This is a genomic window from Curtobacterium sp. MMLR14_002 (assembly GCF_001864975.1).
Classification (GTDB): Bacteria; Actinomycetota; Actinomycetes; order Actinomycetales; family Microbacteriaceae; genus Curtobacterium; species Curtobacterium flaccumfaciens.
The window spans coordinates 122,265-136,305 of record NZ_MJGT01000058.1 but is presented as its reverse complement, the minus strand read 5'-3'; the positions used below and the strand labels follow the sequence as shown (position 1 = coordinate 136,305).

Annotated in this window: 12 protein-coding genes; 10 read left to right on the top strand and 2 right to left on the bottom strand. The window is 71.8% G+C overall.

Annotated features, from left to right (window positions below; translation table 11 throughout):
• The first annotated feature begins 359 nt into the window (after positions 1–359).
• From leuA to BIU91_RS10315, 3 genes are all read left to right on the top strand, one after another.
• Complete coding sequence (leuA, locus tag BIU91_RS10325) at positions 360–2,135, top strand: 2-isopropylmalate synthase (RefSeq protein WP_071405366.1); 1,776 nt, start codon at positions 360–362, stop codon at positions 2,133–2,135.
• Positions 2,136–2,369: 234 nt separating this feature from the next.
• On the top strand, positions 2,370–3,224 hold the full coding sequence (recO, locus tag BIU91_RS10320; protein WP_027465318.1) for a DNA repair protein RecO: 855 nt from the start codon (positions 2,370–2,372) through the stop codon (positions 3,222–3,224).
• Positions 3,221–4,018: an isoprenyl transferase gene (locus BIU91_RS10315; RefSeq protein ID WP_071251399.1), complete on the top strand. Its 798-nt coding sequence runs from the start codon at positions 3,221–3,223 to the stop codon at positions 4,016–4,018. Before recO ends, BIU91_RS10315 begins: the two co-directional genes overlap by 4 nt.
• A 76-nt stretch (positions 4,019–4,094) precedes the next feature.
• Here the strand turns inward: BIU91_RS10315 and BIU91_RS10310 are convergent, their stop codons facing one another.
• Entirely contained in the window at positions 4,095–5,042 is a 948-nt protein-coding gene (locus BIU91_RS10310) for a LysR family transcriptional regulator (RefSeq protein ID WP_253183727.1), read from the bottom strand.
• Between the two features lie 70 nt (positions 5,043–5,112).
• On the opposite strand from BIU91_RS10310, the gene BIU91_RS10305 reads away from it, so the two are divergent.
• The 4 genes from BIU91_RS10305 to BIU91_RS10290 all read left to right on the top strand — a co-directional run bounded on the left by BIU91_RS10305 (position 5,113) and on the right by BIU91_RS10290 (position 8,786).
• The gene (locus BIU91_RS10305; RefSeq protein WP_071405364.1) at positions 5,113–6,168 is read left to right on the top strand and encodes an aminotransferase class V-fold PLP-dependent enzyme; all 1,056 of its coding nucleotides are present in this window, start codon (positions 5,113–5,115) and stop codon (positions 6,166–6,168) included.
• 107 nt (positions 6,169–6,275) lie between these two features.
• Entirely contained in the window at positions 6,276–7,661 is a 1,386-nt protein-coding gene (locus BIU91_RS10300) for a glycine--tRNA ligase (RefSeq protein WP_071405363.1), read from the top strand.
• Positions 7,662–7,791: 130 nt separating this feature from the next.
• Positions 7,792–8,526, top strand: a complete 735-nt coding sequence (locus BIU91_RS10295) for a DsbA family oxidoreductase (protein ID WP_071405362.1) — start codon at positions 7,792–7,794, stop codon at positions 8,524–8,526.
• A 5-nt stretch (positions 8,527–8,531) separates the two neighbouring features.
• Positions 8,532–8,786: a hypothetical protein gene (locus tag BIU91_RS10290; protein WP_139196618.1), complete on the top strand. Its 255-nt coding sequence runs from the start codon at positions 8,532–8,534 to the stop codon at positions 8,784–8,786.
• Between the two features lie 8 nt (positions 8,787–8,794).
• Here the strand turns inward: BIU91_RS10290 and BIU91_RS10285 are convergent, their stop codons facing one another.
• Positions 8,795–9,280, bottom strand: coding sequence for an aminoacyl-tRNA deacylase (locus tag BIU91_RS10285; RefSeq protein WP_071405360.1), 486 nt, complete (start codon positions 9,278–9,280; stop codon positions 8,795–8,797).
• A 47-nt stretch (positions 9,281–9,327) separates the two neighbouring features.
• On the opposite strand from BIU91_RS10285, the gene dusB reads away from it, so the two are divergent.
• Genes dusB through dnaG form a run of 3 tightly spaced genes read left to right on the top strand, consistent with a single transcriptional unit; the run spans position 9,328 to position 13,746 of the window.
• Positions 9,328–10,494: a tRNA dihydrouridine synthase DusB gene (gene dusB, locus BIU91_RS10280; protein WP_071405359.1), complete on the top strand. Its 1,167-nt coding sequence runs from the start codon at positions 9,328–9,330 to the stop codon at positions 10,492–10,494.
• Positions 10,491–11,786, top strand: a complete 1,296-nt coding sequence (locus BIU91_RS10275) for a deoxyguanosinetriphosphate triphosphohydrolase (RefSeq protein ID WP_071405358.1) — start codon at positions 10,491–10,493, stop codon at positions 11,784–11,786. The genes dusB and BIU91_RS10275 overlap by 4 nt, the downstream gene beginning before the upstream one ends.
• Positions 11,787–11,826: 40 nt before the next feature.
• A complete protein-coding gene (gene dnaG, locus BIU91_RS10270; protein ID WP_071405357.1) occupies positions 11,827–13,746 on the top strand; it encodes a DNA primase in 1,920 nt (639 codons plus the stop codon).
• Positions 13,747–14,041: the final 295 nt, after the last annotated feature.

Here is a 14,041-nt window from a genome sequence, read left to right as displayed (position 1 = left end):
CCTCCCGTCCGTCGTGTGGTCGCGCCGACGTGCCCTGCCCGGCCCCGCCACGCCGCTCACATCCGCCGAGGTGTCACGAACCGTCGTCTGGACGCGGCCCGGGCGACACAACGTGACCACTCGGCGACCGGCCCGCAGCACGTCTCGACCACTCGGCGCCCCGTTCGACGGCGCCGGGCAGTCCCGCGTCACACGCTTGCGCCAGCCCGCTGCTCCGGTGCTACCGTGGGTCTCGATGTACTCGGCACTCCTCCTCCTTCGCTGCCGCGACGAGGCCTGACACTCCGGCCCACCTCGTCGCGGAGTCCGTCGTGGCCGCACCACAACAGCTCACGAACACGCGACGAAAGCGAAGAACGATGCAGAACACCCAGCAGCCCTCCGGGATGCCGATCCACAAGTACGTCCCGTTCCACGAGCAGATCAGCGTCGACCTGCCGGACCGGACCTGGCCCACGAAGCGCATCGACAAGGCACCGCGCTGGTGTGCGGTCGACCTGCGTGACGGCAACCAGGCCCTCATCGACCCGATGGACGCCGAGCGCAAGCGGGCGATGTTCGACCTCCTCGTCCGGATGGGCTACAAGGAGATCGAGGTCGGGTTCCCGAGCGCCTCGCAGACCGACTTCGACTTCGTCCGGTCGCTGATCGACGAGGGCGCGATCCCCGACGACGTCACCATCCAGGTGCTGACCCAGGCGCGCGAGCACCTCATCCAGCGCACCTACGAGGCGATCGACGGCGCGAAGCAGGCCATCGTCCACCTGTACAACTCGACGAGCATCGTGCAGCGCGAGGTCGTCTTCCGCACCGACGTGCAGGGCGTGGTGGACATCGCGGTCACCGGTGCGAAGCTCTGCAAGGCGGCCGAAGCCACGCTGCAGCACGACACGACGATCTACTACGAGTACTCGCCGGAGTCCTACACGGGCACCGAACTCGAGGTCGCACTGGAGATCTGCAACGCCGTCCTCGAGGTCTTCGAGCCGACGCCCGAGCGCAAGGTCATCATCAACCTGCCCGCGACCGTCGAGATGGCCACGCCGAACGTCTACGCCGACTCGATCGAGTGGATGTCCCGCCGCCTCGCCCACCGCGAGGACGTCATCCTGTCGCTGCACCCGCACAACGACCGCGGCACCGCGGTGGCGGCCGCCGAGCTCGGCTACATGGCCGGTGCCGACCGCATCGAGGGCTGCCTGTTCGGCAACGGTGAGCGCACCGGCAACGTGGACCTGGTCGCCCTCGGGATGAACCTGTTCACGCAGGGGATCGACCCGGAGATCTCGTTCGCCGACATCGACCAGGTGAAGCGCACCGTCGAGTACTGCAACCAGCTGCCGGTGCCCGAGCGCCAGCCGTGGGCGGGCGACCTCGTGTACACGGCGTTCAGTGGCTCGCACCAGGACGCCATCAACAAGGGCTTCGAGGCGATGAAGGCCAAGGCCGCCGCCGCGGGCAAGGACATCGACGAGATCGAGTGGGCGGTGCCGTACCTGCCCGTCGACCCGAAGGACATCGGCCGGTCGTACGAGGCCGTCATCCGTGTCAACTCGCAGTCCGGCAAGGGCGGCGTGGCCTACCTGCTCAAGACCGACCACGCCCTCGACCTGCCCCGCAAGCTGCAAATCGAGTTCTCCGGAGTCGTGCAGCGGCACACCGACACCGAGGGTGGCGAGTTCTCGTCGCAGCGCATCTGGGACGTGTTCCAGGACGAGTACCTGCCCGCGTCGATCGACGACGAGAAGTGGGGCCGGTACGAGCTCACCAAGACGGCGACGTCGAGCGACTTCGAGGGGACGACCTCGCTGTCCGTGGCACTCCGGGTCGACGAGGGTGCGGTCACGGCCGAGGCCGTCGGCACCGGTCCCATCGACGCGTTCCTGAAGGTGCTCGCCGAGCAGGGCGTCCAGGTCACGCTGTACGACTACTCGGAGCACACGATGAGCGCCTCCGGTGACGCGAAGGCCGCGTCCTACGTCGAGCTCGACGTCGACGGCGTGCGCCTGTGGGGCGTCGGCATCGACGCCGACATCTCGACGGCGTCGCTCAAGGCGATCGTGTCCGCGGTGAACCGCGCGGTGCGCGCGGGTGCCGCGGCCGGTGCCGACGCGCCGGAGCTCGTCTCCGCCTGAGACGCAACCAGCCCAGGAGGCGTGGCGCGGGTCCGTCCCGCACCGCGCCTCCCGTCTGTGCGCACGTTCACTGCCTGACGCAAGACGCCGTCGTGTTGCCGAGGCGCCTCCGAAAGTCGCGGCGTCTTGACGAGTGCGCGGCGTCCGGCGAAGACGACGGCGTCTTGTCGCAGCGCCTCCGCCCCGCCGCCCGCACCGCACGCGGCTGTCGGCGGGGCGGGGGATACTGGAGGCATGCCGCTGTACCGGGACGAGTGCGTCGTGTTGCGCACCCACAAGCTCGGTGAAGCCGACCGCATCGTCACGATGCTCTCGCGGCAGCACGGCAAGATCCGCGCCGTGGCCAAGGGCGTGCGGCGGACGGCGTCGAAGTTCGGCAGCCGGCTCGAACCGTTCATGGTCGTGGACGCCCAGTTCTACGAGGGCCGGTCGCTCGACATCGTCACGCAGGCGGAGTCTCTCGGTGCGTACGGAGCCCAGATCGTCGCCGACTACGGCGCGTACACCGCGGCCAGCGCCATGGTCGAGACGGCCGACCGACTGAGCGAGGCCGACGCCGGGCTGCAGCAGTACCTGTTGCTCGTGGGGGCGCTGCGCTCGTTGTCGCGCGGTGAACACCAGTCCAGCGCGACCCTCGACTCGTACCTGCTCCGCGCGATGAGCATCGCGGGGTGGGCGCCCTCGTTCAGCGACTGTGCGGTGACGGGGGAGCCCGGCCCGCACTCGGCGTTCGTGGTGCAGCTCGGTGGTGTCGTCGCCGACCGTGCGGCACCCCCGGGGACCCCGCGGCTCGACCCGGCGACGCTCGGGGTGCTCGGCTCCCTGCTCGCTGGCGACTGGGCGACGGTCGACGCCACCGACGAGCGGACGCGTTCGCGGGCCTCCGGCGTGGTCGCGGCCTACGCCCAGTGGCACCTGGAACGATCGCTCCGGTCCCTGCCGCACGTCGACCGCTCCGAACACCCGATGCCGGTGCCGCAGACCCACGGCGGACCCGAGGCGACGGCGCGCGCGGTGGCCTCGACCCCGGCACCCGCCGTGCCCGAGCCCGACCCTGATCCCGCTGTCGAAGGAGCCCCCACCGCATGAGCCCCCGCCGCCCCGACGACGTCGAACCGTTCCGCCCGATCGACTGGACCGGCGAGACGCCCCCGGCGATCCCGGCCCGGTTCGTGCCGGAGCACGTGGCCATCGTCATGGACGGCAACGGCCGGTGGGCGAACGGCCGCGGCTTGACCCGGATCGAGGGGCACAAAGCGGGCGAGGCCTCACTGCTCGACGTCGTCGCCGGCGCGATCCAGATCGGCGTCGGGCACGTGTCGGCGTACGCGTTCTCGACCGAGAACTGGAAGCGCTCCCCGGAAGAGGTCCGGTTCCTGATGGGCTTCAACCGCGACGTCATCCGCCGTCGCCGTGACCAGCTGCACCAGTGGGGCGTCAAGGTGCGGTGGGCCGGCCGGCGTCCGCGGCTGTGGCGGAGCGTCATCGACGAGCTCGAGACCGCCGAGCGGATGACCGCGGGCAACGACGTCCTCACGCTGACGATGTGCGTGAACTACGGCGGCCGGAACGAGATCGTCGACGCCGTGCGGGGCATGGCCGAGGACGTCGCAGCCGGGCGCTTGAAGCCGAGCCAGGTCACCGAGAAGGCCCTGGCGAAGCGGCTGTACGTGCCCGAGATGCCCGACGTCGACCTGTTCCTCCGGAGCTCGGGGGAGCAGCGCACGAGCAACTTCCTGCTGTGGCAGTCCGCCTACGCCGAGATGGTGTTCCTCGACCGGCTCTGGCCGGACTTCCGTCGCACCGACCTGTGGGGCGCGATCGAGGAGTACGCCAGCCGCGACCGACGCTACGGCGGCGCGGTCGACACCCCGACGGCCTAGCCCAAGCCCGAGCCCAAGCCCAAGCCCAAGCCCGAACCCAAGCCCGAACCCAAGCCCGAGCCCACGCCCCGGCCCCTCAGCCCGGCAGCGGCCCCTCGAGCAGGTGGGCAGCCGAGCGCACCGCGTCGATCGCCGCACGGACGCTCGGCACCCGGTCGGCACCACGGGCGACGACCACCTCGACACGCCGGGCCAACTCGTCGTCCACGGGGTCGATCGCGACACCGGCGGGGATGACCGTCGTCGCGAGTGCCAGCCGGGGGAGCAGCGCCACCCCGAGCCCGGCGGCGACAAGCCCCACCACCGCGGCGGCGTTGTCCGTCTCGAGCACGATGTCCGGCGTGAACCCCGCGCTCGCGCACGAGGCGAGCAGGTGCCCACGGCAACGGGGGCAGCCCCCGATCCACCGGGCGTCGTGGTGGGACGCGAGGTCCACGACGGTGGAGCCGGCGGGGCGGAGTCGCTCAGAGCCTCCTGGCTCGACCGGCGTCACCAGCGCGAGCGGGTCGCGACCGAGCGCCCGGGTGACGAGGCCCGGGTCCGGGGTGGTCCCGAACTCGTCGCCGACGTAGGTGAAGGTGAGGGCGACGTCGACCTCGCCACCGCGCAGCAGGTCGAGTGCCTCGGGCGGCTCGACCTCGACGTACGAGGTCGTCACGCCGGGCGCCGTCGCCGCCATCCGGGCCAGCACGGCGGGCACCAGGGCGGAGGACGCGCTCGGGAACCCGGCGAGTCGCACCCGGCCACGGCTGAGCCCGCCGACGGCGTCGAGGTCCTCGCGCGCCGCGGTCAGCGCGGCCTGGACGTGCAGGGCATGGTCGGCGAGCACCTGCCCCGCGTGCGTGAGGGTCGCACCCCGTCCGCCCCGCAGGACCAGCGCGTGGCCGAGACGCTGCTCGGCCCGGGCCAGCAGCTGGCTGACGGCCGGCTGGCTCGACCCGAGTGCGGCGGCGGCGCGGGTGATCGACCCGCCGTCGGCCACGGCGCGGAGGACCCGGAGCAACTGGGGATCGATCTCGTCCATCATCCGATGTTATCGGTGGCACAACGGATCGGCCCTGGTGTGATGGGTCGGGAACCGAGACGCTGTCCGCATGGACTCCTTCCCCGCCGGCCGCGGCTACCTGGCGGCGTGCACCGCGGGCCTGCCGACCCGCGGCACCCTCGCCGCCCAGCGCGCCGACCTCGACGCGTGGTCGCGGGCCGAGACGTCGCCCGCCCGGTACGGCGCGCTGGTCGAGCAGGGGCGTGCGCTCTTCGCCGCGCTGGTCGGCGTCCCGGTGGAGCGCGTGGCGACGGGCTCGCAGACCTCGGTGATGGCCGCGGTCGTCGCCGACGCGCTGCCGGACGGCGCCGAGGTGGTCGTCCCCGACGGCGACTTCAGCTCGGTCGTCTTCCCGTTCCTCGCCCAGGCTCACCGCGGCGTCCGGGTCCGGAGCGTCCCGCTGGACCGGCTCGCCGCCTCGGTCGGGCCAGACACCGCCCTCGTCGCGTGGTCCGCGGTGCAGTCCGCCACCGGCGTGGTCACCGACCCCGACCCGGTCGTGGCCGCCGCCCGACGTGTCGGCGCCCTGACCCTCTGCGACCTCACGCAGGCCGCCGGCGTCCTGCCCGTCGACGCCGCGCCGTTCGACGTGACGCTCACGCACACCTACAAGTGGCTCTGCGCTCCGCGCGGCGTCGCGTTCATGACGCTCTCCGACACCGCCCTCGGCCGGTTCCGCCCGGTGCAGGCCGGCTGGTACGCGGGAGCGGACGTGTGGTCCTCCTGCTACGGCCCCGCCATGCACCTGGCTGACGACGCGCGCCGCTTCGACGTCTCGCCGGCCTGGCAGGCGTGGCCCGGTGCCGTGGCCGCGCTCGAGCACGCGGTCGCGCTCGACCAGCAGGCGGTCTGGAGGCACGCCACCGGTCTCGCGGATCGGCTGTGCGACGCCCTCGGGTCGCCTCGGCAGGGCGACGGGCAGGCGATCGTGACGTTCGCGGACGCCGACGGGGCGGCCCTCCGGGCCCTCGCCGCCGCAGGCGTCACCGCCTCGGGGCGTGCCGGGCGACTGCGCATCGCGTTCCACCTGTGGAACGACGAGTCCGACGTGACCGACGTCGTGGCCGCGCTGGGCGGGGTGGGGCCGACCACGTCGGCGAGGTGAGCGTGGAGGGCGGATCCGGGGCGGGCCTCCCGGGCCGGGATCGCCGGTAGTCTTGCCCGGACCGTTTCCGCACCGAGCACCCAGCTCGGCGACCTCTGGAGCACCCTTTGGCACAGCCCTCCCGTCTCGACAGCGTCATCGCCCTGGCCAAGCGCCGCGGCTTCGTCTTCCAGTCGGGTGAGATCTACGGAGGCTCCCGCTCCGCATGGGACTACGGGCCCCTCGGTGTGGAGCTCAAGGAGAACATCAAGCGCCAGTGGTGGCAGCGGTTCGTCCGCGGTCGCGGGGACATGGTCGGCCTCGACTCCGCGGTGATCCTGCCCCGCAAGGTGTGGGAGGCCTCCGGCCACGTCGCGACCTTCACCGACCCGCTGGTGGAGTGCCTGCACTGCCACCACCGGTTCCGCGAGGACCACCTGATCGAGGCGTTCGTCGCCAAGAAGGGCCGCGACCCCGAAGGCCGCATGGCCGAGATCGCCTGCCCGAACTGCGGCACCCGCGGCGAGTGGACCGAGCCCCGCGAGTTCTCCGGGATGCTCAAGACCTACCTCGGCCCGGTCGAGTCGGAAGAGGGCCTGAACTTCCTGCGCCCCGAGACCGCCCAGGGCATCTTCGTCGACTTCGCGCAGGTCGTCACGACGAGCCGCATGAAGCCTCCGTTCGGCATCGGGCAGGTCGGCAAGGCGTTCCGCAACGAGATCACGCCCGGCAACTTCATCTTCCGCACGCGCGAGTTCGAGCAGATGGAGATCGAGTACTTCGTGCCGCCGGCCTCGGCCCAGGAGCACTACGAGCAGTGGATCGCCGACTCGGTCGCGTTCTACACCGACCTCGGCATCGACCCCGAGAACCTGCGTCGCTTCGACGTCCCGGACGGCGAGCGGGCGCACTACTCCGACGCCACCGCCGACATCGAGTACCGCTTCGGCTTCACCGGCTCGGAGTGGGGCGAGCTGATGGGCGTCGCGAACCGCACCGACTTCGACCTGAACAACCACATCGAGGCGTCCGGCCAGGACCTCCGGTTCTTCGACCAGGCAGCCAACGAGAAGTACGTGCCGTACGTCATCGAGCCGTCGTTCGGTCTGACCCGTGCACTCATGGCGTTCCTGCTCGACTCGTACCACGAGGACGAGGCCCCGAACGCGAAGGGCGGCGTCGACAAGCGCACCGTCCTGCGCCTCGACCCGCGCCTGGCCCCGGTGAAGGCCGCCGTCCTGCCGCTGTCGCGGAACGAGCAGCTCTCGCCCGTCGCCCGCGGCCTGGCCGACGACCTGCGCAAGAACTGGAACGTGGACTTCGACGACGCCGGTGCCATCGGCCGTCGCTACCGTCGCCACGACGAGATCGGCACGCCGTTCTGCATCACGGTCGACTTCGACACGCTCGAGGACAAGGCCGTCACGGTGCGCGAGCGCGACACCATGAGCCAGGAGCGCGTCTCGCTCGACCAGCTGCAGGGGTACCTCGCGCAGCGGTTGCTCGGCGCGTAGGGGTTCCGCGACTCCGCAAGACACCGGTGTTCGTGCGTTGCACACCCGCAATCGGGTGTTCGGCCTGCGAACACCGGTGTTCTGCTGCCGGTGACGGGAATGCGCGTCGCACGAGCGCGTTGGGGTCAGCATGAACGACTCCGTGAAGGTCGATGTCTGGTCGGACATCGCCTGCCCCTGGTGCTACATCGGCAAGCGCAAGTTCGAGGCCGGCGTCGCCGCGTTCGGCGCCTCGACCGAGGGCCGTCCCGTCGAGGTCGAGTACCACTCCTTCGAGCTGAGCCCCGACACCCCCGTCGACTTCGAGGGCACCGAGGCCGAGTTCCTCTCCGGCCACAAGGGCATGCCCGTCGACCAGGCGCAGCAGATGCTCGACCAGGTCAGCGCCATCGCCGCGGGCGTCGGTCTCGACTACGACTTCGAGGCCATGCACCACACCAACACGGTGAAGGCCCACCAAGTCATCCACCTCGCCAAGCAGCACGGCAAGCAGCTCGAGATGGTCGAGCGCCTGTTCACCGCCTACTTCGAGCGCGGCGAGCACGTCGGACAGGAGTCCTCGCTCGCCGACCTGGCGGCGGAGATCGGTCTCGACCGCGACGAGGTCCTCAGCACCCTGCGCGACGACGCCCAGCTCGCCGCGGTCCGCGCCGACCAGGCCCAGGCACAGGCGTACGGGATCAACGGCGTGCCGTTCTTCGTGATCGACGGCAAGTACGGCGTCTCCGGCGCCCAGGACCCCACGGCGTTCGAGCAGGTGCTCCGCCAGGTGGTCGCGCTCCGCGAGACCACGCCGGAGGAGGTCGCCTCGGCGGCCGAGCGCGCTGCGGACGACGCGAGCGCCGATGTGGCGGTGACCCGATGACGGACATGACCATCAGCGACCAGGGCGCGGTGCGCCTCCAGGCCGTGACGTCGGTACCGTCCGTGCCGGACGCGCTCACGGGGCTGCCGGGCGTGCGCGGCTTCTCCGCCGCTTCCGGCGTTCCCGGCCTGGAGGCCCGTCCCGCGTTGCTGACGCTCGTCACGCCCGGCGGTGCGCCGGTCTGCGAGGGCGATGCGTGCCTGATCGACGCCGGCTCGTTCGCCGGGGCCGAGGGCGACTGGTCCGAGGTGCCGGACTGACGGCTGCGTCAGTCGCGCTGCGGTTCCTCGTCGGTGATGTCGGCGACGGTCGCGCCGTAGGCGGCGACGAGCGCGTCGGCGTCGACGAAGGCGCTCGCCCCGTGCCGGCCCGCACCCAGGGCGACGCGGCGGCCGACGATGCGCTCGTCGGCGTACACCGGCAGGTCGCCCGTGGCACCGATCGGCGTGATGGTGCCGCGCTCGTAGCCGGACGCCTCGAGCGCCGTGGCGGCGTCGGGCATCGAGAGCTTGTTGACGCCGACGGCCGTGCGGAGCTTCTTCCAGGCGATGCTGCGGCCGCCGGGCACCAGGGCGAGCAGGAACCCGCCGTCGTGGCGCTTCACCACCAGGGTCTTGACGATGTCGCCGGGCTCGATGCCGAGCAGTCCGGCGGCCTCGTGCAGGGAGTCCGCGGCCGGGCGTTCGACCACCTCGACCGGCAGGCCACGGGCCTGGGCGTCGGCGTCGAACCGGGAGCTGGCGTCGGTCGTCATGTGGAGAACGCTACCGGCGCGCACCGACGTGGGAAGATGGGACAGGTATGACGATCACACAAGCACCCGCCTCGCGAGTCGGCGGCCCCCTGCGCATCGGCCCGATCGAGGTCGACGTGCCGGTCGTGCTCGCGCCGATGGCCGGGATCACGAACATGGCGTACCGCCGGCTGTGCCGCGAGTACGGCGCCGGGCTCTACGTGTGCGAGATGATCACCTCGCGTGCGCTGGTCGAACGGACCCCCGTGTCGATGCAGCTCATCCAGCACCACGAGTCCGAGACCCCGCGGTCGATCCAGCTGTACGGCGTCGAGCCGAACACCGTGGCCGAAGCGGCGTCGATCCTGGTCGGCGAGGACCGTGCCGACCACATCGACCTGAACTTCGGGTGCCCGGTGCCCAAGGTCACCCGCAAGGGCGGCGGCGCGGCCCTGCCCTGGAAACTCGACCTGTTCCGCGAACTCGTCACCAAGACCGTGCGCGCCGCCGGCGACGTCCCCGTCACGGTGAAGATGCGCAAGGGCATCGACGAGGACCACCTGACCTACCTCGACGCCGCCCGCATCGCGCGTGACGCCGGGGTCGCCGCGGTCTCGCTGCACGCCCGCACCGCGAACGAGCACTACTCCGGGCACGCCGACTGGTCCGCGATCGCCACGCTGAAGGAGACCGTCACCGACATCCCGATCCTCGGCAACGGCGACATCTGGTCGGCCGCCGACGCGCTCCGGATGATCGAAGAGACCGGCGCCGACGGCGTGGTCGTCGGGCGTGGCTGCCTCGGCCGCCCGTGGTTGTTCGGTGACCTGGCCGCGGCGTTCCGCGGCGAGGGACTGCGGTACATGCCGTCCCTGGGCGAGGTCGCCGACGGGTTCCGCCGGCACGCCGAGCTGCTCGTCGAGTTCTTCGGCGACGAGGAGCACGCGTGCCGCGACATCCGCAAGCACGTGGCCTGGTACTTCAAGGGGTACCCGATCGGCAGCGACGTCCGGGCCGGCCTGGCGATGGCGTCGAGCCTGCAGGAGATCGACGACTTCCTCGGCCAGCTCGACCACGACGCCCCGTACCCGGGTGCCGACGCCGAGGGGCCGCGCGGTCGTGCCGGGCACCCGAAGCGCACCGCCCTGCCCGACCGCTGGCTCGAGAGCCGCGACGTCGACTCCGAGTTCCGCAAGGTCCTGGCCGCCGCCGAGCTGCACCACAGCGGCGGATGAACGCCACCGCCTCGTACGGTCCGGCGGACGCGGAGCGCTGGCTCCCCGAAGAGCACGGCAACCGCCGCTCGGACTTCGCCCGTGACCGCGCCCGACTGCTGCACTCCAGTGCGCTCCGGCGCCTGGCCGCGAAGACCCAGGTGCTCAGCCCGACCGCGGGGCTCGACTTCGCCCGCAACCGGCTGACGCACTCGCTCGAGGTCGCGCAGGTCGGCCGCGAGCTCGCCGACTCGCTCGGACTCGACCCCGACGTGGTCGACACCGCGTGCCTGGCGCACGACATCGGGCACCCGCCGTTCGGGCACAACGGCGAGACCGCGGTGAACGCCTGGGCGACCGGCATCGGTGGCTTCGAGGGCAACGCGCAGACGCTCCGGTTGCTGACGCGGCTCGAGCCGAAGGTCTACGGCGTCCGGCCCGGCGCCGACGTCGACCGTCCGTTCGGACTCAACCTGACCCGTGCGTCGTTGGACGCCAGCTGCAAGTACCCGTGGCCCGCTGCGCAGGGGGTGTCGGAGTCGTCGTCCGGGCGCACCAAGTTCGGCTTCTACGACGACGACCACGACGCCTTCGAGTGGCTCCGAGCCGGCGCCCCGCGTCGCCAGCGGTGCATCGAGGCGCAGGTGATGGACCTCGCCGATGACATCGCGTACTCGGTGCACGACTTCGAGGACGCCGTCGTCGCCGGGTTCATCGACGTCGCGGCCCTGGGCGACCGCGTCGGTGAGAACGACATCGTGACCGCCATGCACGCCTGGGTCGGCGACGACCTGAGCCGCGACGAGCTGCTCGAGGCGTTCGACCGCCTGCGTGCGCTGCCGCTCTGGATGACCGCGTACGACGGCTCCCGCCGTGACGCCGCACGCCTCAAGAACCTGACGTCGCAGCTGATCGGACGCTTCGCGCGCACCGCCACGACGGCCACCCGCGAGTCCTACGCCTCGGGGTCGCTCGTGCGGTTCGCCGCGTCGGTCGTCACCCCGCCCGAGATCATCGGCGAGATCGCGGTGCTCAAGGGCATCGTCGCGGCCTTCGTGATGACCCAGGGCGACCGTCAGCCCGTGTACGAGGACCAGCGCCGCGTGCTCACCGAACTGCTCGACGCGCTGGCGGCGACCGGTGCGTCCGACCTCGAGCCGGGCTTCGCCGCCGACTGGCACGCTGCGGACGACGACACCGGCCGACTGCGCGCCGTCGTCGACCAGGTCGCGAGCCTGACCGACCAGGGCGCGCTCGCGTGGCACCGACGTCTGGTGGTGGGTGACCGTGACCCGGTCCACATCGCCGTCTGACCGGTCCGCCGACGTCGGTCCCACGAACTAGGATCGAGGGGTGGCTGGCAGGATCGCGCGGAACGACATCGACGAGGTCCGCTCGCGTGTCAACATCGCCGACGTCGTGGGCGACTACGTCACGCTGAAGCACGCGGGCGTCGGGTCGATGAAGGGCCTGTGCCCCTTCCACGACGAGCGTTCCCCGTCGTTCCACGTCCGGCCCCAGGTCGGCCGCTACCACTGCTTCGGCTGCGGCGAGGACGGCGACGTCTTCAGCTTCATCATGGCGCAGGACCACACCACCTTCGCCGAGGCCGTCGAGCGCATGGCCGCGAAGATCGGCTTCACCCTGCACTACGAAGAGGGCGACGGGCCGCGCACCGACTACAACACCCGTGCCCGGCTGATCGCGGCGAACGAAGCCGCGCTCGAGTACTTCACGGGGCAGCTCACCACGGCCGCCGCCGACCCCGCCCGCCGGTTCCTGGGGGAGCGCGGGTTCGACCCCTCGGCCGCCCAGCACTTCGGCGTCGGCTTCGCCCCGAAGTCCTACGACATGCTCAAGGACCACCTGCGCGGGCGCGGCTTCACGATGGAAGAGCTCGTGTCCGCCGGCCTCGTCAGCCAGGGTGACCGCTCGCCGTACGACCGGTTCCGCGGGCGCCTGATGTGGCCGATCCGCGACGTCACCGGGGCGACCATCGGGTTCGGGGCGCGCCGCCTGCTCGAGGACGACAAGGGCCCCAAGTACCTCAACACGCCCGAGACCCCGATCTACCACAAGAGCCAGGTGCTCTACGGGCTCGACCTGGCCCGCCGCGACATCTCGAAGCAGAAGCAGGTCGTCATCGTCGAGGGCTACACCGACGTGATGGCGTGTCACGTCGCGGGCGTCACGACCGCGGTCGCCACCTGCGGCACGTCGTTCGGCGTCGACCACATCAAGGTGCTCCGCCCGATGCTCGGCGACCTGGCCGGCGCCGACCCGAACGCCAACGGCGAGGTCGTCTTCACGTTCGACCCCGACGAGGCCGGGCAGCGCGCAGCCTCGCGTGCCTTCGCAGAAGAACAGCGGTTCGCGGCGCAGACCTACGTCGCCGTGGCACCCGGCGGGCTCGACCCGTGCGACCTCCGGCTCGCCCGCGGTGACGACGCCATCCGCCGCCTGGTCACGAACAAGCGCCCGATGTTCGAGTTCATGATCCGCCGCACGCTCGACGGCCACGATCTCGAGACCGTCGAGGGGCGCGTCGGTGCCCTGCGTGCGGCCGCGCCCGTGCTCGCCGGCATCCGCGACCGCTCGCTGACACAGGGCTACGTCCGCGAACTCGCCGGCTGGCTCGGCATGGAGATCCCCGAGGTCCGTCGGTCGGTCGAGACGGCCAGGCGCCGTGCGGGCTCCGCCGGGCAGGACGACCGGTCCGCAGGCGCCGGGCGCGACGGCCGCAACGGGAACGGCACCGACGGGGCCGACACCCCCGACGAGCCCGTCGCCGGCATCCGCTCGCTGCCGAACGACCCGATCAGCCGCATGGAGCGCGACGCCGTGATGGCGATGGTGCAGCAGCCCACGTCCGTCGGCGCACCGATGCTCGGGCTCGCCGCGTCGGCCACGTTCTCGACGCCGATGCTCGCCGCCGTGCGGGACGCCGTGGTCGCCAACGTCGACGTGATCGGCGCGGGGGACTGGCTCGACCGGCTGCTCGCCGACGTGCCGGCGCCCCTCCGCACCCTGACGCACGAACTCGCCCTCGCGCCCATCCCCGCGCGCAACGCGGAGGACCTGGCGGCCTACTGCCGGAGCATCGTCGTTGCCCTGGTCGAGCGCGACCTGCTCGCCCGCAAGGCCTCGTTGCTCGGGCAGCTGCAGCGCGCCGATCCGCACGAGCAGGCCGAGCGTCGCGCCGAGATCCAGCGGCAGCTCGTCGACATCGACGGGCAGCGGATGCGGTTGCGCGCCGACGCCGAGGCGTCCTAGCGCTCTTCCCGCGGGACCGCGGGGTCGCCCCGGTCGCGCGACGCGCCGCGTGCGTGTTGCCGAGGTCGCACGACGCGCCGCGTGTGCTTCGCCGAGGTCGCGCGAACTGTCGCACGGCAGTCCCGCGAGCGGCAGTTGGTGCGACCTCGGCGCTCCGTGAGTGGTCAGGACGTGCCGTCTGTCGGGCCTCGAGTGGTCGCGGATCGACGGTTGGCCGGGGTCCGGCCGACGGGACGTGACCGCTCGGGTTGGGGCGGGCGGGGAGTCGTGACCGGTCGGCGGGGTGCGTGGGGCG